The sequence below is a fragment of the Psychromonas sp. psych-6C06 genome (assembly GCF_002835465.1).
Taxonomy (GTDB): Bacteria; Pseudomonadota; Gammaproteobacteria; order Enterobacterales; family Psychromonadaceae; genus Psychromonas.
On sequence record NZ_PIZM01000008.1, the window covers coordinates 173,764 to 196,483 of the forward strand.

Below are 22,720 nucleotides of genomic sequence, written 5' to 3' on the forward strand. Positions count from 1 at the left end.
ATGGCTGGTTTAACGCTTACACCTTTTATCAATGTAACCACTGTCGCTTTGTACTAGTTTTAATAACGCGAATACAAGGTTATTGCTGAATTCATCACCTAATATAATAACCAGTGCAATCTACTTGCACTGGTTATTTGTACCGCAATTAATCTGCAGCTGATACTGCAGGGTAAACATGTATATCACGCTGTGGGAATGGAATAGAGATGCCATCTTGGTCAAATCGCATTTTCACTTGACGTGTTAAATCCCAATACACCTCCCAATAGTCCTCTGTTTTGACCCATGGTCTAACCACAAAGTCTACCGATGATTCGTTTAATACATGCAGTTTTACCACTGCCTCTGGCTCTGCAAGTACCATTGGGTGTGCTAATACAAGCTCAGTTAATACCGATTCGGTTTTTTCAATATCATCGGAGTAACCGATGCCAAATACCAAATCAACTCGGCGTAATTTTTGTGCGGTAACATTTTTGATCACATCACCCCAAATTTTACTGTTAGGAATAACCAATGTTTGGTTATCGATAGTCAAAATGGTGGTAGAAACTAAATTCATGCTTTCAACTTTGCCAAACACGCCACCACCGACTTCAACTAAATCGCCAACATCATATGGGCGATAAATGAGGATCATCATGCCGGCAGCAAAGTTGCCAAGTGTATCTTGCAGGGCAAAACCAATGATGAAACCAGCCACCCCTAAGCCGGCTAAAATGGGTGCTAGCGATATGCCAAGTTGAGCGAGTGCGATAAACAATCCCAAAATCATGATCAATCTGCTTACCGATGAGATAATCATCTCTTTCATTAAAGATGATAGGTTTAATTTGGTTTTACTGAGGCTTTTACGCAATAGGTTACGTGCGACCTTTGCTAATGAGCGGAATATATAATAGATGGCAATAATCAGTAAAATGTTGAATATCCATTCACCGCCATACTCAACCATATACTCAGAGACACGCTGCGTAAGGCGGTTAAACATGCCAGTTAGCAGGTTAAAGTCTAACACTTCAGAGGTGATTTGCCCGCCAAGCTTGAGGATTGTTTGCTGATAAAAGGCAGCATCAAACCCGAGTTGGGTAAGTAAATCTGCAGTTAAGCTAAAACTTCCTCTCGCAACGACTAGTTGCTCGGTGACCACGGCAAGGGTGTCTTTTAAGGATTGGTTATCAGTTTTGACACCGATTAAAATTTTCAGCTCTTCTCGCTTTTTAACGACTAACTCAACCATCCCTGAAAAAGACTCTGCGCGATTATAAAGTTGCTCAATTAAATAGCTTTTGGTGTTGGCAACATCAAAACCTAAGCCTTGTTGATTAAGCACCTGCTGCGTCATCGCGCTATAGACTGTGTCTTGCAATGATAAATGGGAAATATAAAGACGTAATGATTCTGTGCTGTATGGCTCTTGCTTCGCGTAGTTTTCATTAAAGTTGGTTTGTAATTTATGGATGCCTTGTTTTAACGCTTGATTATTCTGCTCAATTATCGGTGCCATTTCAGCCATAATAGCAAGGTTGTCATGGCCCTTTTTTTTATCTTCTATCAATATTGCTGATAATTTGTTTAAGGTTTCGAAGGCGGTTAAATGTCGTTGAAATAAACGGTATTCAAGCGCTTCTTTTTCAAGCGTCGACAAGCTAATTTTATAATTTTGTATCTGGTCAATACGCTCTTGTTGTCGCTTATATCGCGCCAGTAGTTCTTCCGGTTGTTCACTCTCTGCCTGTGTGGTACTTTTTTGCTCTGCATCAGCCGCTTGTATGACACTAAATGGAGCAATAAAACAACATATCCCTAACAGTAATAAGCAGCGATTAATCCATTGTTTATACATCGTTATTTCCTTGTTTAAGTATTAATTTTAAATTTGTATTTATCATAGACATGCAATACCAATCTGAATAAATAGCTGATTTATTTCACTGGTAAAAACAACTTACTTCTTCGCTATAAGTTTCGTAAAGGGAGCAACCATTTAGCTCAACTTCTGCCTTGAATTAAGCTATTTTTCCTACGCTAAATTTAAATCATATACTTATTCACTTTGGTATCACATTGTTTGCAAAGTTTATAGATCACAAATAACAACTTTATGTCACTCATGATAAAGGCGCACCAATGCTGGCACGTCTCTTTGTATTATTGTGTTACGAAGGCAAAATTATTTATATGTTGCCTGACCAGATATCAGCATTGATTTGCTCACTCTGTTTGCGCTTTTTCTTGCCACTTCCTGCGGGTTTAGCGACTGATTTTGGTCCTTTATTGAATGCATTACTCAGCGCTTCATTAAGTTCAAAACCCGCAACTTGTTCATGCTCGAGGCGAATTTTATGCTTCTTCTCAATCACTTTAAAATGATGCGCATCGTCACTGTCGATAATAGAAAGCGCTAGCCCCACTTCTCCTGCACGGCCACTTCTGCCGATACGATGCATATAATCAGCTGGACTTCTTGGTAAATCAAAATTAATCACAACTGGTAGCTTTTCTATATCTAATCCGCGCGCTGCGATATCAGTGGCAATAAGCACTTGAATCTCTCCTGCTTTAAAGGCATTTAGTACGCGACTTCGCGCGCCTTGACCTTTATCGCCATGAAAAACTTCAGCGCTGATGCCTCGTTTTGCCAATTTTTCTGCAAGGTGATTACAACCACTTTTAGCATTGACAAATATTAGCGCTTGTTGCCATTGATGTTGTTTAATTAGGTGCGCTAGTAGTGCCGTTTTTTGCCCCTTATTAACATTAAAGACACGTTGCACTAAGGTGCTGGCATCATTGCTTTGTAGTTGCACCTCTTCGGGATCATTAAGCAATGTAAGAGTCAGCGATTTAACTTGCTCTGGAAACGTTGCAGAAAAGAGTAAAGTTTGTTTTTTAGCTGGCATTAATGCTAATAGGTTGTTGAGTTCTTCTGTAAAACCCAGACTTAACATACGATCAGCTTCATCGAGTACTAAGGTCTTAAGCTGCTCGAGTTTGATCGCATTACTTGAAATCAAATCTAATAATCGACCCGGTGTTGCGACAATAATATCGGCGCCACCACGTAATGCTAGCATCTGCGTATTGACAGATACACCACCGAATACTGCCACTGTTTTTATCGAGCCGTTCAGGTGAGCAGCATAGGATTTAATATCATCTGCCACCTGCTTTGCGAGTTCTCGCGTGGGTACTAAAACAAGCCCAGTAACAAGGTTACCTTTGTTTTTATTATCTTTAGTTGGTTTACCCGCCTGTATTTTTTGCAAAAGAGGTAAGGCAAACGCGGCTGTTTTTCCTGAGCCAGTATTCGCACCCGCAATCAAGTCTCTCCCTGCTAATACCGTTGGGATAACAGAGGCTTGTATTGGCGTTGGATGCTTGTATTGCAACTCGGTCAGACGCGCCACTAACGGTGCTATAAGGCCAAGTTGGATAAACTCGGGAGAAGTCGTGTTCGTTGAAGTAACAGTGCTCATTGATATTAGGGCTCGATGCAAAGAATAGAGCCGAGCATTTTAGCTTATTTAGTAGCGCTTAAGTAGGTTTTCGCTAAATGAAGATCTGTTTTTAACCTTTTTAACTACGATAAACAGCTTTTCATAGTGATTACATTTAAGTATTTGTTCTAAATTCTACGCAAAACAGATGGCTTAATTAAAGGAAGGTTTTAAGAACAGCGATTGTGTACTTATGCAAGTTTGAATGTAACAGTCATAGAAAACACTGATATTAAAAAAGCATAATAGCTTGAGCCATTATGCTTTTTTTCAGGGTTAGGAATCTTATTAAGCGCTGAACTTGCGACGACTCCAGCCTAAACCTAACAGTACCATTGCGAATAATGCTAACCCACTTGGCGCAGGGACACTTGCTAGTTGAACATTATCAAGTAACAGACCTATATTATCATCATCGTTATTACCACCACGGGCATTAAAGCCTATTCGTCCTTCGACTCCTGTACCTACAAAACTGTAGCTATAGGTATCAAAGCTCGCGTTTGAGTCTAAAGTGATTAAGTTGCTTAATAGATTATTACCACTAATACCATCTACGGTTGTGATAAAGCTACGTGCTCTATTTTCACCGTCATTACGTTGATCACCTGCTAAATCAAACGTTAGTTGATAATTCATATTCAGTTCAAAAAAGAATTTATCACTGCTGACAATTTTTCCTGATTCGCCTGTTGAACCATCTAAATCAACAAAACCCATGTAACCAGGTTGGTTAAGGCTTTCCCAGCTACCACCAGGTGCAACAATATCGATAGATCCTTTGTTAACCTTCCAGTTACTACCAATAGTTGTGGTATAGGTCCCTTCTTGATAACTATTAAAATCATCTTCAAACATAACCGTTGAATGGGCAACAGTTGCCATCGTGCCCAATAATAAAGCCAGCGCAGTATTTTTAAATGTATTGATCATATCTATTCCTTTACTTGCATTTTCGCAGTTCATAAAAATAAAGCACACTTTATGCCAATAATTTCCTGCCCTTATAGATTAGTAAGTTAGTAAGTTTGTACAAAATGCCAAACAGGTAATTGCAAAATAATTCGACACTTTATATCAAGGTTAGTCACACAGAACAGCGGTAATTAACTGCTCATTGTCTTGCAAGTAGCGAATATCTTTTAAATATGCGAGGTGATGACCATCATTAATGTTTTCTACAAATGCAGTATTGTTTTTCTTTGCCTCACTTTGCATATAATCAACTAAAGTTCGAATACGTTCAATCATCACTTGTACTAACCGTTTACGATCAGGCTCGTCGAGCTGATATGCATCACAGAACATTTTTGCTCTTTGTGACTGACTGTTAATGTCGCCAAGCGCATCAAAGGGATCTGTTTTAAATGGAGACCAACAATAAATTGCATAGGCGACATCCCAAACTCTCGGTGCAGGGTGTGCAGTGTCGAAATCAAATATTGCCACTGTTTGTTTGTCTATGAGAGCAACATTATAGGGGGCAAAATCACCATGACAGATCACTTCATTGACATTACGACTTGGTAGCATCCATTGTAAGTCGGCTGTTTGCGATGAATTAATAAAGCTCAGCGTGGCATCGTGAAAACAACGTAACAAAGTAGCCGCCGAAGTTAAAGCTTGCTCTGTTGCGATATTCCCTACTAGCGGATAATTGTAAACATCCCCCTTTACATAGGAGACAATCTCATTGCCTTGGTCATCAAAACCGATGGGATATGGTGCTCCTGTAAAGCCGACTTCATGCAAGTGAAGTAACAATTGATGCACGGCATCAGACCAAAAACCTTTAGGGCGATAGACTTTATCTTTCTCACGAAAGACTTGACCAATACGGCCACCTTCAAGTGTTTGCAAATTACCTCCATCGTTTTACTAAAATCAGTATTTTAGAGTATTTTTGTAGCGGAAGATAATTTTCAGTAAAAATGAGAACAGAGAAGTGACAAGTAGCGCAAGGACTGCGCTACTTGTAGGTGGTCAATTTAGCGGACACCAATCATGATTAAACCAGGTATAACAAAGAAAGTCCCGAGCACATAACCAAGCGCAAGCAGTTTATTATTGGTCCCCACTTCCGCTAAATGCTCAGCTAATCGTAATGGTATTTCACGCAACACTGGAATTCCGTATATAACAACGACCGCTAAAAAGTTAAACAGGAAATGGACTAATGCGATTGTTAAAGCAGCTTCTGCAGCAGAGCCAGAAATAGCAGTCGCAGCAAGTAGCGCGGTGATCGTTGTGCCAATGTTTGCACCTAATGTAAATGGATATATTTGGCGTGTTGTGAACATGCCACTACCTGCGAGGGGTATCATTAGGCTTGTTGACGTTGATGACGATTGCACCATTACGGTCATCAATGCGCCCGATGCAACACCAGTTACAGGACCTTTACCAATTGTATTATGCAGGATATTTTTAGCGCGGCCGACGAGTACTTTCTTGAGCACTTTTCCTAAAAACGTCACCGAAAATAAGATTATTAATACGCCTGTAATAACCATCACGATGCCGACCATTTTACCAGGAACAACCGAAACAAGTTCACTGATAAAGTTCACTCCCGGTTTAGTCATCGCTTTCATGAAGTTAAACTCTTTCATTGAAACATTGGCACCATCAACAAAAAAGTGAGCGGTTGCAGTTGCTATTTTCTCTAACATGCCAAACATTAATTCAAGCGGTAAGAAAATAATAACAGCAAGTAAGTTAAAGAAGTCATGTACCGTGGCAGCACTAAAAGCACGTTTGAATTCAGCTTTATCTCTCACGTGTCCGATTGAAACAATCGTATTAGTGATGGTTGTACCAATATTTGCCCCCATGATCATCGGAATAGCAATTGAAAGAGGTAAACCACCAGCAACAAGACCAACAATCACAGCGGTGACCGTTGAAGAAGATTGTACTAATGCCGTTGCTAATGTTCCTAAAATAAGAGCAATGAAAGGATTTGTGACAAACTCAAATATCTGCTCAGCACCAGCTGCACCCCCTGAGAATATTTTAAAACCACTGCCAACAGTACTCACCGCTACTAGCATGCTGTAAATAAGAAAAATTACTGCTACCCAGTTAAATAATTTATTTGTTTTAAAGTTGTTATTAAACACACTCATGTTGATACCTATTGATGTAATCGCTTAAATACTATCGATCGCCACACTATGTGACAGTTATGTTTCATTTTTTTGACAGGTGCATTTAAGCAGAGCAATATTACAGAAATGTGACAGGTTGTTATTGTTTTATCAATGTTATCAAATAAAACAAAACAACCCATTAAATTCAATAACTTAGGGTTTGAATTAAGTTTTATTTGGGAAAATAAAATGGGCGATTGAAGTGAAAAGTGCTCTTCGGAGTTATAGCAATTGAGTTTAAGTCAGTGATCTAAATTTTACTCAGGTAAAGCTATTTTATTGTGTTTGGTATCATTGAGCACTTTGTACGAGCGAGGCTTATTTTAGTGACTGCTAAAATGATAGGTGTGTTTTTTTAAATTCGAGCATTAACATATCAACACTCGTGCTAGACATGTCATAAGGGTTAAAATCAACACTGGTTGAAAATTTTAAAATTAGTGGGTCTGTAAACTGTGATGTAGGGATATAACCCATGCACCAGTCGTTAAATTCTCTTACATGTATCGGATTATATTCCAAAATCATAATGTCGGTATGGCGTTCATCATTAATAATTTTATTATAGGTCTCATTAATCGCTTTTCGAGAGCCTTCAAGACATTGAATAAAGTATTTACGCTGAAAACAGAGCATGCCTGTAATGCCATTTTTACTATTATTTTTTCGGCCAATTCGCAGAATATCTTCCAATGAAGATGCCTCAAATTTATCTGTGATAGTACTTACATAAATCAATCTTGTCAGTGGCATACAATCTCCATTTACTGTTTAAGCGATAAGTTAAATATAATCTAACTCTAATAAAAAGCGAGTATGCCCGCACTATCCATAACTTGAAAAAGTATCCTAAACACTGACATTCGGCTGAATAAATACTAAATCTGTGATACCAATATCAATACCAGATTGGCTTAATAGCGTCGTGACTTGTCCTCTATGATGAGTTTGATGGTTAAACATATGCATCAGTAGGTTAAACAATGTTTTGTTGGCATTTACACCTTTACTGTTTTGATAACTAATCGGCATTAATAACTCTTCATCCGTTAACAGGCTCGTTATTTCTAATATGCTTTCATCTAATAAAACACGGCGATCTTTGAGATCGATAAAATTGTTCGCCAGAAAGGTATTTAATGACTCAGGCATCTCAAGGTCGTTAATCGGTGTATACGCCTCATACTTATCGAGTACAGTAGCAAAACGCTTTAACCAAATAGTATCGCCTACACAAATATGATTTAACGTCGCAAATAACGAACCAAAAAATGCGCCTTGGTCTTGATGTAGCTTTTCAGGTGAAAGCGTACCAACAGCTTCATAAACTTTCTGGTTCATCCATTGATTGTAATCTGCCATTAAATAGACATGTTGTTGCAATTTCATTGTTTGCTTCCTATCGGTTCTCATTGATCGTGCTATTTAAGCACAAATAATATACTTCGTTTAACGATTTTAAATAATACTATTTCGCTACATCGCACTTTATACCAAATCCACTTAATAACTGATCAATCTTACTGGTTAAAAGAAGATATTTCAGCGTTAAAAATTTCGTAAAGGGAACAACCACTTGCATCAATTTTCGCCTTTAACCACTCCTTTTTCCTGCGTAATATTTGATCACTATATTAGCGAAATTGGTATTAAAACATCTATAATTTATTGCCTATTATCAAATAAACGTCGTGTTCACTATGGTGAGTCACTGACAAATGATTTAGCATGTGCTTTAGTCATGATAAACGAATCTCCTCTAATGGGCTGCTAGCTTTGAGTTGCGAGCGTTTGACTTAGCAAATAGAGCACGAGCAAAGTGTATTGAACTCGCAGGGCAATACATATTGAAAAGATAAACGGCAAAGATCAACAGAGCCTAGGAGCAATAATATTGAATCATGGAGGATATATGTCACAGCAAGATGCCGTTGCGTTAAAAGGTAAAATCATTAATAAGCGACAAGCTAAGGTCATGCAATCAACAATCAGCAGTATTGACGCATTACCGATGATATCCCATGGTAGTGAATTATCCTTTGACCTAATGACGCCTATTGGCACTCACATTTCAAGTAAAGCAAATTTTATTGGTTGTCACACAAACCAATATATTCTAATGGAAATGCCTGAGGTTCAAGGTGATGACAAGACTTACTTTTTCCAAGAAGGATTTTGGATGGAAGTATGTGCTATTTCATCGCGAGGGCGTGGTGCACACCTTACTTTTAAAAGCCAATTAATTCATCTCATCGAAAGCCCTGTGCAATTATTATTACTTTCGATACCACAAACTATGCAAATATATCAGCTTCGAAAGGAGCCTCGGTACGAAGTCGCTTTAATGGCGCAGGCTATTACCAATAATTATAAATTTGAATGTCAAATTCACGATCTCTCACGCGGAGGCTGTCGCGTGGTCACCTCATTACTAAATCAAAAGTTAACCATCGGCGATAAGGTGGTGATCAGTGTGACACACAAGGGCAAAAACCTGACTGATTCTGCTTTATTGATTGGTGAAGTCTGTAATCTACAAAGCTCGGTTAATCATTCTCAATATGGTTTAAAATTTAGCGAAGAGGGGCAAAACAATGCAAAAGTTTTGCTGAGCAAGTTAAAATTTGATGGTACTAAGCTGGCGATAATGAATGCCAGCTAAAGTTTAGTCATATCAATTACGCTTTTTTTACAAACTTAGCAGTGATCATCATTTCACTGGCACCATCGACTTTGCAATCAAGTTGATGGTCTTTGCCTTCAACGATACGTTTAATAATTGCTTTTGTACCTACTTTAATAACTTGCGAACTGCCTTTTATTTTCAGATCTTTTGCCATGGTAATTTTATCACCCTCATTCAAAGGTGTACCATTAAAGTCGTTAACAATAAATATCGCATCTTCATCTATTTCATTGGGATCCCACTCGTAAGCACATTCAGGACAAATCAATAGGTTTTGATCTTGGTAAACAAATTCTGAGTTACATTTAGGACAAGGAGAAAGTGACATATATACCTGCTTAACTGATTAAATTTTGCATATTGTAATGTCAATGTTCTTAATAATCGAGGCAATCTAAAACGAAATAATTATTTCACTTATAAGAAGAAGCAGATTCAACCTCGTAATTACCGCAAGTTTTCTGTTTTTTAAAATCATCCCTACATTACAGGTTTATCATTAAGATTCTTTGACGTTATAGACAGTTGAAGCCATCACAGCCTCTAAGCTGTAACGTCGGTAAAACTTTACAAAACCAAGATAGAATATATAAGCAAGCATTGAAAAGACAAATAAGTAGGTGCTGTCGATGTTAGAAGACTCAACAAATAACCATGAATAAAGCGCAATCCAGAACAGTAAAATAAAAACAAATGATACATTACGGGTCAAGCCATACAGCGCCACATAATTTTGTAATTTAAGTGAGTGCCTTTCTGAATTTTCGAAAATGAAATGGTACAAAAGACGTAAATAATCGCCATCAATCCCCTTATCTATGTGCATATTTGAGGTATCAACTTCTATCTTATCCTTTAATATTTTTACACATTTATTAAATGTGGCTTCGCGCAATGGCTTAGGTAATGACTTAGCTTGATTGAATATTTTTATTTTACAGCGATCTTTGAGTAAGGTTTTCAAAAAAGAGATAGGAAAGATGAGTAACCATAATAAAGCACGTCCAATATTACCCACTAATGAGGAACTTGATAAGTAAGGTTTAGGTTTTACAGCAAACAAGAACTCCGACGGATAACCATTAGAATAATTAGTAAATGATTCAATGATTGCTGAGGAGCCAATCGCTAACGCATGTCCTAATAAATAACAACCAATGACGGCAGGGATAAAGCTCAGTAACTGATTTGCAGTCGAGTTTTTAGTTTCCTCTAAATGTAATACAGTGACTAAGTTATCAACGCCAAAAACGAAGGTTAGCATATATAATAACACCGCGCCGGGTATCATATAGCCGAGAAAATCGTAGAAAGAAAATGGATTTTGTTTCAAAAAAACACCTTTAAAATTAAATAGCTAAGTAATATAAAATTTATTGCACGTTACTATAAATGTAGATATTTACAATCTGTTAATGCTTTTTATTTGAGGTTATATATGTTTAACAAATTAATAGTAGGGTTTAACCGGTAGCAATAAATAGAAGCATACATGTAAATGGTTTTAGTAGTTAAAGTGCGTGCGGAGAGCCATCCTCCACACGCAACTATCAGTTATTCAACAACTTCTTTTAGTACCTTTCCTGTCGTTCCTGTTGGCTGAGTGATCCCTAAGAAATTAGCAATAGTCGGCGCAATATCATAAGGAGTAACAGCACGTGTGACTTTCTCATCATCAATATCCATGCCAGCAAAAATGACTGGTACATGCGTGTCATAGGACCAAGGAGAGCCATGTGTTGAAGCCACTTTTAACCCGTCGAAGTCATTAATATAAGTATTTGGCGAAAAGACGATATGGATGTCACCTGAGCGACTCTTATTAAAGTTATTCGCCACCAAACGTAATACCTGTTGATCGTCAAGTTTTCCCTGAATTATGTCTTCAGTAGTGACCGCATATTCAACACCTGGTATTTTTTCCACTAAACTAGCAAGTGCATGTTGTACTTCATTTAGGTCTAATTTATTTGCGTTAATTACACCGTGATCTAGGTATAAATAAGGTTTAGAGTAAAGGCGAACCAACTCCTTTCCAACACCAAACTGTTGCTTTAACGATTTATAAATACCCGCATCTTCAAGTAACATTTGATCAAAATAACGAGGCTTTTGTGCACCTAGTTGATTTAAATATGCAGGTGCGTCAGCAGCACCGTGATCGGCAGAAAGCACAATTAAGGTTTTATCTAATCCGATTGTTTTATCTACATGACTAAAAAGATCAGCCAACGTACGATCTAAACGCAACAGGTTATCTTCATTTTCTAAACTAGAAGGGCCGAACATATGAATGACATAATCAGTAGAAGAGAAGCTAATCGCTAAATAATCGGGTACGCTGTTCTGCCCTATTTTTTCTTCAGCCATTAACGTTTTTGCAAAATCTAAGGTTAATTCATCTCCAGCAGGACTTAGTGTTAAAAGCGTTCCAAAATACTTACCTGACGCTTCACCATAAGGGTGTGGAAATTGCTGACCAAAGCCCGCTAAATCGGTTTTATATCCGACACTTTTTTCACCCGCAAACAGATACTGCTTAACAGGTTGCATCAATGACCAACTTTGCTGGTTATATTTATCTGCTTTTTTAAGTTGGTTCCACTGCTCTACCCAACTTGGGTAAGCTTTGTAGTAATAATCACTCGTGACAAACTGCTTAGTTGACTTTGAAAACCAGAACGCTTTACCGTATTGCCCAGCCAATGAAACGGCGGCCCTATCTTTTACCGACACGCCAAATATTTTTGATTTACCATTATAAGCAATACTCATTTCGTCACTTAACGTACTTGATAATAGTGGCAAAGGGGAACGCCCATCGCCCTTTGCTGCTTTTTGTGTACTATCAATCTCAGTGCTTTTATCAACTCCTCCTTGCCCAAGTAGATGGTAATTTTCATCTTCAATATTATAAACAATACGCGCTAGTTTTCGATCAAACCAAACATTACCCACCATGCCATGCACTGAGGGTAAAGCGCCCGTTGCCAATGAACTATGACCCACTATGGTTTCTGTATTTGCGTGCTGGTAATGTGCATTATTATAAACGACGCCCTCTTCTAACAAATATCGAAATCCACCTTTACCCATTTTATCCAAAAAGCGAGTAGGAAAATCTCCACGTAAGGCATCCACGGTAATCTGTAATACTAATTTAGGTTGTTCATTTTGCTTAGCCAGAGCACTCATCGAGGCTGTGCTCGCTAGTGCACAAGCAATAACAACGGCTTGTTTTTTCATTCTATTTGCAAAAGACATATCTCGTTCCTATCGGTTTAAAGTGGTAGTGGCTTGCTTTAAGTTAATATTAATTGTTGTCTGTATAGTTACTGAGTCAATCTATTTCGTAGTGTTTTAAGTGCCGGATCGCCTGGTGTACGCTGCTCTAATACTTGCAACTCTTTTAATGCGCCTTGAATATCACCACTGGCCTCGAGTGCCAATACATATACAAAGGAAAAACGTGCATTATCAGGCTCTTGCTGTTTCGCTTTGAGCAGCGCATTTAGTGCCTTAGGCCAATCCCGCTTTACGACATAAACCAGCCCCAAATTATGTAAAGCCATCGCATGATCAGGCACAACTTTTAAAATTTCTTGCAGTAACCGTCGCGCTTTATCAAGTTGATTTGTTTCTCGGTAAATACTCGCTAAATTTAGCTTACTAGGTAAAAAACTAGACTGTAGATTAATTGCATTTAAGTATTGAATTTGTGCCTGCTCTAAATCCCCAATTTTATATGCTAAATCTGCTAGTGCCATTTGTGCTGATAGTAGATCTTGTTGCTTCTGGTAAGTTGTTACAGCTTCAAGCAACGCATCTTGCATCGGCTTTTGCGCTTTTTTAGGGAGCTGACCACGAAAAGCAGGTGCTAACAATTTAATCGCCTGCAAACGCACATTTTTATCATCGTCATATAATAAGCCAAAGCCAACCTGTAGTTGTAGCTGTTTAGATGAACGCTCTAATACCGATATCACTCCTAGTTTGACTAAGCTTTGTGGTGAGTTAGCCAGTTCATTTAATAGCTGCATATTCTCAACCTTACTCATATTTATGTGCCCTAATAAAACCGCACGACGCATAGGGGGTTGTGTTTCATCCGCTACTAATTTGGCAATATTTTGCTGGCCTTGTAAGGGGTTTTCTAGATTTAATAAAAGTGCAGGACCAATATCATCATAGTTGCCAAATATCTGCTCTTTTTTACTGTTAAGGTGCTTTTGCGACCATTGATTATCTTTGTCTTCATGGCAATCTAAACATACGTTAGGCGTACCTAATGCTTCGCTTACCCACGGATTAGGAATACGATAAGCATGGTCACGGCGATCATCCACTCCCATATATCGAGTCGTTGGCATATGGCAATCGATACACAATGCACCTTCTGATCCACTTTTATGTAAGGTGTGCTCTGGTGTATCAAACTCTGTTGCTAAGTGGCATTGTGCACATAAATTATTGTCTTGTGTTAGTACTTTACCTGTGTGAGGTTCATGGCAGTTACTACAAGTAACGCCAGCAGCAGCCATTTTGCTTTGGCTGAATGAACCATACACGTAAACTTCATCTAATATCTGTCCATCTGCATGATATAGCTCAGGCACGGCTAAACGCGGAATATAATGCTCAGTAAAATCGCCAGGATCATTGGCATCACTTAACGCTACACGGCGACTATGACATGAAGCGCACTGATCAGTTTGACCATGGTCTATCGAGAAAGGAATTTTTTCTAATCGTTCAGCGGTAGTTTCTCCGGACTTGAAAAACCAGTTCCCTTTTTTGTGTTGTTGCATTTCAAAACCCGCATTCGCTTTTGACTTTTTCTGCTCAGAGGTTAATTGAATATGTGTTTCTGCTGGTCCATGGCATGCTTCACAACTTACATTAACTTCATTAAATGTGGTTTGGTAAGTATCTTTATCAACACTATAACCACGCTTTAAATCTGTCGAGTGACATGAGGCACAGCGAGCGTTCCAGTTATTAAATTGCCCTTTCCAATAAAAAGGACTGTCAGTTTCATGCGTTTCTTCATACAAGTTATACCAACGTTGTCCGCCCTTGCTTTTTTCTCTCGAGTCCCAAGCAACGGTATAAGCCTGTAAACGCCCTCCGCCAATATCAACGAGAATTTGCTGTAATGGATAATATGCGAAAACATAAGGTACTCGAAAGCGCTCTCCAGCTTTGCCTATCTCCCCTGTTTCAATATAGAAACCTTGTTTGTCTTGATTAAAGATCGTCCAACCACTATCTGACTCAAAACGGCTATTATTGAAATCACCTAACACCGTCTCTTTACTAGCTATTTGCATCGCTTTTTGATGATCCGACAGTTGCCAATTTTCAACTTCCTCTTGATGGCACTCAATGCAACTCGCATTCCCGACATAATTCACTTGTGCTTTTACATCACCATTTGCCGATGCAAAAGGAGTATAAAAAAAGCAGTAAAGCCCTAAACAGTAAAATAAAAAAGTAAAAACAGAAAAAGGTACGGTATTGCTTGGCATTAATAACTCACTTTAATATTTAATCTGATAAAAGGTTTATATATAACGGTCGCATCTAAAACTAAAATATAACCTAAATAATAACAATACTATCAATAAGATAATGGTTAAATAAACTCACATCTGTTTACTCAATCGCAAAAATAGATTTTATAATTTATATCTAGGCTCTGTTGATCTTTAGCGTTTATTTTTGCAATAATTTTTTGCAATTAACTAGGGTCTGTTGATCTTTGCCGTTTAAATTTTGTTCAACACAACGCGTTTTGAGCAAGGCAGACGGGATGTGGCTTAGTCATTCTAAGCGAATTTCGTCTAACAGATAGCAAAACGTCTTTTAGTTTTGTATTGCGTACTGTTTGACGTAGTCAAATAGAGCAAGGGCAAAGCGTGTTGTGTTGAACCCGAAGGGCAACATTTGTTGCAAAAATAAACTTGAAAGATCAACAGCCCCTAGGCCAATAGCAAACAATACAACATAAAGTGTTTATACCAGGCTGAAATAAGCCACATTACCTCTACCTTGCATAAGATGTTGTATTAAAAAATTTATTATCTATGCAAGCTTAAAAAAATAAAGGGCGCAGATGCGCCCTTAGGAGTTTGCCAAAAAATTTAATTACTGGATGGTGTACTCAACTTTTCTAACACTTCCGATAAACTAAAGCTTGCTGCTTTTTGTCGAGGAGGAAACTCTTCAAATGTGGCTAAGAAATTACCGACATAAGCTTGAGCAGGCACTAACATAAATGCGTGATCAAGTACCCAATCCCAATAACTGTTTGAAGTGATATCCGCATTTTCATATGGATCCATGCGTAGGTTATATATTTTAGGTAAGCGTAGCGTTACAAATGGTTCAGCCCACAGTTGCAATGTACCTTCAACTCGTTGCTCCATAAAGACTAACTTCCATTTGTTATAGCGTAATGCTGCGACATCACCATCATCAGTAAAGTAGAAAATCTCTTTACGAGGTGGTGTTGTATCTTCACCTGTCAAGTAAGGTAAAAAGTTATAACCATCTAAATGATTTTTAAATTTCTTTTTACCGGCTTTATGGCCCTTTTTAAGTTTAGCTTTGATATCAGAATCACCAGCGGCAGCAACAAAGGTTGGCAACCAATCCATGTGATGCATAATATCGTTTGATACCGAATTAGCCTTTATTTTACCAGGCCAACGAACCATTGCAGGCACACGATAAGCCCCTTCCCAGTTCGTATTTTTTTCACCACGGAACGGTGTTGTACCTGCATCAGGCCAACTATTCATGTGTGGGCCATTATCTGTCGAATAGAATACGATGGTGTTATCTTTGATACCAAGATCATCGACTTTTTTCAGTAAAATACCCACATGGCGATCATGCTCTAGCATACCATCAGCATAATTACTGATTTTAGATGAGCCTTGTAGCTCTGGTTTAACATGGGTACGAAAATGCATACGCGTGCCACTCCACCAGACAAAGAAAGGTTTTTTAGCTTTAACGCTCCGCTCCATAAAGTCTTCCGCGGCGGCCACTGTTTCATCATCGATAGTTTCCATACGTTTTTTGGTTAACGCACCGGTATCTTCAATTTTGCCGTCAGCAAAAGAGTGAATGACCCCACGTGGACCAAACTTCTTACGAAACTCAGGGTCTTTAGGATAATCTGGATGCTCTGGCTCTTCTTCTGCATTTAAATGGTACAAGTTACCAAGGAACTCATCAAAACCATGTGCAGTAGGCAGAAATTCATCTTTATCACCAAGGTGATTTTTACCAAATTGGCCCGTTGCATAACCTAATGGTTTCAATGCTTCAGCAATAGTTATGTCTTCAGCTTGTAAACCAATATCCGCACCAGGCATACCCACTTTACTCAGTCCAGTACGAAATACACTCTGTCCGGTAATAAAGGTTGATCGGCCTGCAGTACAAGATTGCTCACCATAATAATCGGTAAACATCATTCCCTCTTTAGCAATGCTATCGATATTATTGGTTTTATAGCCCATCAAGCCAAATGTATAGGCACTAAGATTTGATTGACCAATATCATCTCCCCAAATAACAAGTATATTTGGCTTCTCAGTAGCTACAGCATTAGCAGAAACTAAAACCCCTAAAGTAGAAATTATCGTTAGGCTTTTTATAAATTTAGTTCTTATTGACATCACTCTCTCCATTCGCTTCATCATCCCCAAGGGGACAAATAACATTCATTTAACATCTATTTAACAATAGCCACTCGTGAATAACAGTAGCTGATTATTATGTGTTGTAAATATGAAATAAAGGTGACAAGTGAAAAACTAAAATAATTAAAAAATTTATCGATATCCCTCACATTTATATAAACAGTTTAAAAACAAAATAAATAGGCAGTTACATGGGAAATACTAGCGGTAGTATGGCTAACGCTCAGACGTAATTGCCCTCCCCGGTAAAATAATTAATACGACAGCGTACCCCAACTATCAGATACAAGCCCTACAACTAGATAATGGGATCGAGGTATTGCTGCAACAGGATAGTCGTGCTAACAACAAAGTCTATTTACAGTTCTCAGCCCCGGGTGGTATCTCCTCGTTGCCACCAGAATTTCGAGTTGCTGCGGTTGCTGCGCCAAATGTTTATGCTTACAGTGGCCTATCTGATTTATCAAGTCAGCAAACACAGCAATTATTTGAAGTTAATAACGCCACTATTACACCGTATATCGATAATACATCGCAGGGGTTCACTCTTGAAACTACGAGCGATGATTTAGCATTTGCTCTTTCAGCAATTCATGCTGCCATGTTGTACGGTAAAATTGAGCCACATGTGTTTAAAAACATTAAACAAAACATGCTCAATTGGAATAGAAACAATGATCCTGATTTTCTTTCTATTAGAGAAAAAGATCTCTTTATCAATAACGCTTATGAAGGAAAGTTATCGTTAAAACAGTTATACAACCTTGAGCAAGAAAGTGTTGAATACGTTTATAACACATTATTTGGCCACGCTAATGGCTATAAACTTACTTTGGTTGGTGATTTTAATGATGTCCAAACCAAGCTGATGATAACAAAATATTTAGGTAGTTTACCGGCAGGCGAATTACATCAATATACGCATCAGCAATTCCCAATTTCGAAGAACAAAGTTGTATTAAAAGAAAATATAAATGGTGAACAGCGTGCTGATCTCATCTTTGATTTTATATTTGAAGCGACACAACCAAGCATCAAAGAAATTTACGCTACTGATATATTGTCACGTATTTTGAATCGTAAACTTCTTGCCTATGTACGCGAGGAATTATCACTCTCTTACGCACCTCAAGCATGGTGTGGACATGCAACAGCAGGCAGTAACTATGCGCGTTGCCAAATTAATGTAGTCACGGATAAAAGTGATGCCGACAAAGGCGTAACGGCTGTAGAGGAAGCATTAGCTTCTCTTTATCAACACGGTGTTTCTCAGGACGAGCTAGATGAGCATAAAAATGCATTAGCATTAGCAATGTTAGACAATGATAAAATCCCTAAAGCCAGAGCGTGGTTTATTCATCGCGATGCCATGCTAGGATTTGCTGTTGGTTCTGTATTGGAGTCAAATCAGGTTGTGAATAGTATCGATAAAAGTTACATGGACGCATTAATAAATCGTTCATTAAAAGACGCTGGGCAAGTTACACTCATCGCGTTTCCTCGATAATTTATACCAATGGAATTTAGAAAGTGATCGAGTATAGCGCTGGGGAAATTAAGACTACCTAGGGTCTGTTAATCTTTGCCGTTTAAATTTTGTTCAACACAACGCGTTTTAGCAAGTCAGACGGGATGTGGCTTGGTCATGCTAAGTAGATATCGTCTAACGGATAGCAAAACGTCTTTTCATTTTGTATTGCGTACTGTTTGATGTAGTCAAATAGAGCACGAGCAAAGCGTGTTGTGTTGAACCCGTAGGGGAAAATTTGTTGCAAAAATAAACTCGAAAGATCAACAGACCATAATAACAATCCCCCTATGAAGCGAAATATTTTAAGGGCTGATTGTTATTCTCATCTTTTTAGCTCCCCTATTCCAACCTTTAAATGCTTCTTCTAAAAAATAATATTGCTTAAATCAAGCTTAAGAAATAATACCAATTCCGTTAATATAGTGATCAAATATTACGTATGAAAAATGAGTTAGTTAAAGCGAAAATTGATTCAAGTGGTTGTTCCTTTTACGATATTTTTAACGCTGAAATAGCCTCTTTTAACCAGTAAGATTGATCAGTTATTTAGTGGATTTTGTATAATAATGAATCCAGTATTATTTAGTGGTATGGTGATAGCCACAGGATGTATTTAAAGTGAATTAATATATGAGCAACAAACAGTGGCGTTATAGAAAGACTCGATATATAGGTGCCCTGGTCGCTATTGGAACACTTTATATCGCCTTTAGTGGGCCTGCCGATAAAACTAATAACAACAATTCAACAATAGACAATACTGCTCAATTTTTACCTAGCGTAGGATGTAAAGACAGTGAAATGTGTGACAATTCCTCTACACAATCGACGTTACCCGTTGAAACATCTATAACAGCGCTTCCAGCGCCTCCACCAGCAATTAAAACAACAGAGAGTGATTTTATTCCTACAGATACAACGATATCACCTGTTGATCTATACGAAGCTCCTCCTCCCGTGATCATTCAACTACAGGGTAAAGCGTTATTCAAAGAGGTCGATTTTGCAAACCAAGATATACACCAATGTACAATTGAATTTGATAGACAATCTGTTGTAAAAATTAATCAAATTATTGAACAGATGAGTTACAACATAACACTCAAAAAATCCAGTTATAAAATACAGAGCGGGTTAACGTTGAACATTATTTCAGGTGCATTAACTGAAAGCTTTAATGAAATTCTCGTACATAAGATACAAACACTGTTACAAATTTATCGTCAATCCTTTGCCCTAAACCTCAATAAGCAGAGTGAAATAAACCTAGTTATTTTACCTAGCCAAGAATCCTATCAAGAGTTTATATCTCAGCTATCTCTTGATGCGACTAATACCCAAGGATTGTTTTGGGCCAGAAGTAACTATGCGTTTGTAGCTTTTAGAGATACAGAACAAGCCGCAGTAACCGCTTTTCATGAAGCAGTACACGCCATTAACTTCTCCTTAGTTGGTTTACAATCTCGCTGGTCTAATGAGGGCCTTGCCGAGCTATTTGAAAATATGAGAGTGGCACAAGTTAATGGGAGCTATACAGTTAGTTTAAAGCTTCCCTATTTACAATATAATCAAACGACTCCCATGGACTTTCAAAACTTGGTATATGCGGAAAACCAATGGGGAGATATTAATCAAATGAATCACTTATATTCAAGTGCTTTCTCTTTTGTAAGTTATTTATTTAGTGATAAAAAAGGAATGTCGTTAGTCAGTGATTTACTTCAAGAAGAAAGCTTGAACCCATGCCTTCCTTTATCAATGGACCAATATTTTCAAATGATTGATGAGCAGGTCTATTATCTGCCCAGCAGCTTTGACGAATGGATAATAAAAATGACAAACAACCTAAATTATTAACCATTTTATTATAACCGGTCAACCGCAGAAGCCACTGCTTTCATGCCTTTGTTTATATCCTCAAATATGCCATCTACTTGCGCAATAAGCTCTGAACCCGCTAACGATTTTTGCTGCGTTTCGATAATGTTTTGCGATAACGCCATTGATAAGGTGGCATTATTTTTAACCACTTCTGTAATTTCAGCGGTTGAGTCGCTGGTTCGAGTAGCCAATTGTCTGACTTCATCAGCAACGACAGCAAAGCCTCGTCCTGACTCCCCAGCCCTTGCTGCTTCTATTGCAGCATTTAATGCTAATAGATTAGTTTGATCTGCAATTGAAGAAATGGTGCTAACAATATTATTGATTTTATCTGATTGCTCGTTGATCGCAGATATATCCGTTGCCACTATTTCAACGTTACTCGTGATTTCATCCATGATAGCCACACTTTTTGCCAAAACATCGGTACCTTGCGCTGACACTTGCTCTGTTTCGGTGGTTGTAGAGTGGACCGCATCAGAAGCATTATTGATATTTAATACGCGCAGTGTTACATCTGTGGCAAATTTTATGACACGCAATAAATTTCCATTTTCATCTATTATCGGGTTATAACTTGCCTCTAGCCATAAAACATTACCTTCTTTATCTCTTCGTTCAAATAAACCTTGTACGAATTCTCCCCTGTTTAACTGTGCCCAAAACTCTTTATATTCATTGCTATTAATTAGCTCTGGCGAACAAAACAATTGATGATGCTGGCCTTTAATATCGGAAAGGCTATAACCTGTTGTGTTGAGAAAGTTTTCATTCGCATCAATGATGCTGCCATCCAACTCAAAAGAGATAGTGGCAGTTGAATGATCAAGTGCTTTCAATATGCCTTTTTGAATATTTGATTTTTCAACAAAATCGGTCACATCAGTCGCTATTTTAACTACCGAAATAACCTCATTGTTATCACCTTTAACAGCACTGTAACTTGCTTCCAACCAGATAGGATCTTTACCTTTAGTAAAGCGAAGAAAGCGGTCTTTAATAGAGTTTCCTGCGGCAAGCTGTTTCCAGAAATCTTGATACTCATTGGACTGAGAGTACGCTACATCACAAAATATGCGGTGATGTTGACCTTTAATCTCATCAATTGTAAAACCGACAGTATGCAAAAAGTTATCATTAGCATCTACTATTTTCCCCTCAGGGGTAAACTCAATATATGCAACGGACTGTTTTATACTGTTGAATATCTGGTCTGATTTTTTTGCTTTAAGTTGGGAGGCTGAAAGTGGCTCCACTTTCTTGTGTTTCGTTGAAAAAAATCCCATTATATCCTCTGCTCATTGATAATACGCTTGCATATAACCTGATATCATCACGACAGTAACTTACAAGCCATAAATATGTATTAAAAGTTTAGCCTCACTTTATGGTGCGTCTAATTTGCATCACCATAAACAATTAAAAATAATCAATCACATATAAAACTTATGACACCTATCACTCCTTAAATTAAACATAATTGATGAAACCATCAACCAGCTGAAATATCAGATATAAACACTTCCCCTTTTAGCCCTTTGATATAGGGAAACTTTTAAGGTTGTCTTTGTATCGTCCTTAATCCACTTATTTTATTAAACGAAGATAGAGCATGGCGATAAGTAAAGATGCTTTATGATTAAAGATGCTGTTGTTAGTATGGATTTAAAGAGTTGTCCACCTAGGTTCTGTTGACCTTTCAAGTTTAATTTTGCAACAATTTTTGGTTATTGCACATCAATAAACAAAGCGATAACTAGCAATAACTACCCCGATTAAATTCGCCTTAAGGAGCAGTCGTGCTAAGAACTCATAAAGTACTCATTTTTATTATCATATTAGTAGTGGGATCATATTTTTTGCATTCACAACTTCAAGTCAGTATTTCTCCCTTTGATATCTTTTTATTACTGGCATCAATTTTGGGAATTAGCACCTCATATCGTTTTTTATCCCAAGGGATCAAATCAAACCCACCCTTTAATAAAAATTTCTACTCTAGTAAAAACTTTACTTTTAAATTCTCAATTTCATGCTTTACGCTATTAGTAAGCTTTTTACTGCTCATCGATGGCATTGATAATCCATTTGGGCATAGAGAAACGACAAAGGTTTGCTTTGCACACGGCTACTCATATTTTATACTCGGAATATGCTTTCTACTGTGTAGTTTATCGTTCTTTATGGAAACGTTTTACAAAGTGGAAAAAGTTAATAAGACAGTGGATTACAAATAAAGTAAAGAACGATAG

The 22,720-nt window shown here is 37.8% G+C and carries 16 protein-coding genes; 3 read left to right on the plus strand and 13 right to left on the minus strand.

Annotation, left to right across the window (positions count from 1 at the left end; translation table 11 throughout):
* Positions 1 to 148: 148 nt before the first annotated feature.
* The 7 genes from CW745_RS12520 to CW745_RS12550 all read right to left on the minus strand — a co-directional run bounded on the left by CW745_RS12520 (position 149) and on the right by CW745_RS12550 (position 8,044).
* Positions 149 to 1,849, minus strand: a complete 1,701-nt coding sequence (locus CW745_RS12520) for a mechanosensitive ion channel family protein (protein WP_238596814.1) — start codon at positions 1,847 to 1,849, stop codon at positions 149 to 151.
* A 331-nt stretch (positions 1,850 to 2,180) separates the two neighbouring features.
* The gene (locus CW745_RS12525) at positions 2,181 to 3,482 is read right to left on the minus strand and encodes a DEAD/DEAH box helicase (RefSeq protein WP_101109020.1); all 1,302 of its coding nucleotides are present in this window, start codon (positions 3,480 to 3,482) and stop codon (positions 2,181 to 2,183) included.
* Positions 3,483 to 3,791: 309 nt separating this feature from the next.
* Positions 3,792 to 4,436, minus strand: a complete 645-nt coding sequence (locus CW745_RS12530) for a DUF642 domain-containing protein (RefSeq protein ID WP_101109021.1) — start codon at positions 4,434 to 4,436, stop codon at positions 3,792 to 3,794.
* A gap of 150 nt (positions 4,437 to 4,586) precedes the next feature.
* Positions 4,587 to 5,363 carry a phosphotransferase gene (locus CW745_RS12535; protein ID WP_101109022.1) on the minus strand — a complete coding sequence of 259 codons (777 nt, stop codon included), beginning with the start codon at positions 5,361 to 5,363 and terminating at the stop codon, positions 4,587 to 4,589.
* A gap of 128 nt (positions 5,364 to 5,491) precedes the next feature.
* Entirely contained in the window at positions 5,492 to 6,631 is a 1,140-nt protein-coding gene (locus CW745_RS12540) for a Na/Pi symporter (RefSeq protein WP_101109023.1), read from the minus strand.
* Positions 6,632 to 6,988: 357 nt separating this feature from the next.
* On the minus strand, positions 6,989 to 7,408 hold the full coding sequence (locus CW745_RS12545) for a BLUF domain-containing protein (RefSeq protein ID WP_101109024.1): 420 nt from the start codon (positions 7,406 to 7,408) through the stop codon (positions 6,989 to 6,991).
* Between the two features lie 96 nt (positions 7,409 to 7,504).
* Positions 7,505 to 8,044, minus strand: coding sequence for a DinB family protein (locus tag CW745_RS12550; protein WP_101109025.1), 540 nt, complete (start codon positions 8,042 to 8,044; stop codon positions 7,505 to 7,507).
* A 523-nt stretch (positions 8,045 to 8,567) separates the two neighbouring features.
* Here CW745_RS12550 and CW745_RS12555 point away from each other — a divergent pair.
* Positions 8,568 to 9,317 (plus strand): PilZ domain-containing protein, encoded by a 750-nt coding sequence (locus tag CW745_RS12555; protein WP_101109026.1) that lies wholly within the window; start codon positions 8,568 to 8,570, stop codon positions 9,315 to 9,317.
* Between the two features lie 16 nt (positions 9,318 to 9,333).
* Here the strand turns inward: CW745_RS12555 and CW745_RS12560 are convergent, their stop codons facing one another.
* The 5 genes from CW745_RS12560 to CW745_RS12580 all read right to left on the minus strand — a co-directional run bounded on the left by CW745_RS12560 (position 9,334) and on the right by CW745_RS12580 (position 17,032).
* The gene (locus CW745_RS12560; protein WP_101109027.1) at positions 9,334 to 9,669 is read right to left on the minus strand and encodes a zinc ribbon domain-containing protein YjdM; all 336 of its coding nucleotides are present in this window, start codon (positions 9,667 to 9,669) and stop codon (positions 9,334 to 9,336) included.
* 171 nt (positions 9,670 to 9,840) lie between these two features.
* Entirely contained in the window at positions 9,841 to 10,674 is an 834-nt protein-coding gene (locus CW745_RS12565) for a hypothetical protein (protein ID WP_101109028.1), read from the minus strand.
* A gap of 221 nt (positions 10,675 to 10,895) precedes the next feature.
* Positions 10,896 to 12,605: an alkaline phosphatase family protein gene (locus tag CW745_RS12570; RefSeq protein ID WP_101109029.1), complete on the minus strand. Its 1,710-nt coding sequence runs from the start codon at positions 12,603 to 12,605 to the stop codon at positions 10,896 to 10,898.
* 68 nt (positions 12,606 to 12,673) lie between these two features.
* The gene (locus tag CW745_RS12575) at positions 12,674 to 14,869 is read right to left on the minus strand and encodes an ammonia-forming cytochrome c nitrite reductase subunit c552 (protein ID WP_101109030.1); all 2,196 of its coding nucleotides are present in this window, start codon (positions 14,867 to 14,869) and stop codon (positions 12,674 to 12,676) included.
* 615 nt (positions 14,870 to 15,484) lie between these two features.
* On the minus strand, positions 15,485 to 17,032 hold the full coding sequence (locus CW745_RS12580; RefSeq protein ID WP_101109031.1) for an arylsulfatase: 1,548 nt from the start codon (positions 17,030 to 17,032) through the stop codon (positions 15,485 to 15,487).
* 343 nt (positions 17,033 to 17,375) lie between these two features.
* Between CW745_RS12580 and CW745_RS12585 the strand changes: the two genes are divergently transcribed.
* Positions 17,376 to 18,563: an insulinase family protein gene (locus tag CW745_RS12585; protein ID WP_101109032.1), complete on the plus strand. Its 1,188-nt coding sequence runs from the start codon at positions 17,376 to 17,378 to the stop codon at positions 18,561 to 18,563.
* Between the two features lie 654 nt (positions 18,564 to 19,217).
* Entirely contained in the window at positions 19,218 to 20,444 is a 1,227-nt protein-coding gene (locus tag CW745_RS12590; protein WP_101109033.1) for a hypothetical protein, read from the plus strand.
* An 8-nt stretch (positions 20,445 to 20,452) separates the two neighbouring features.
* Here the strand turns inward: CW745_RS12590 and CW745_RS12595 are convergent, their stop codons facing one another.
* The gene (locus CW745_RS12595; protein WP_101109034.1) at positions 20,453 to 21,754 is read right to left on the minus strand and encodes a PAS domain-containing methyl-accepting chemotaxis protein; all 1,302 of its coding nucleotides are present in this window, start codon (positions 21,752 to 21,754) and stop codon (positions 20,453 to 20,455) included.
* Positions 21,755 to 22,720 lie beyond the last annotated feature (966 nt).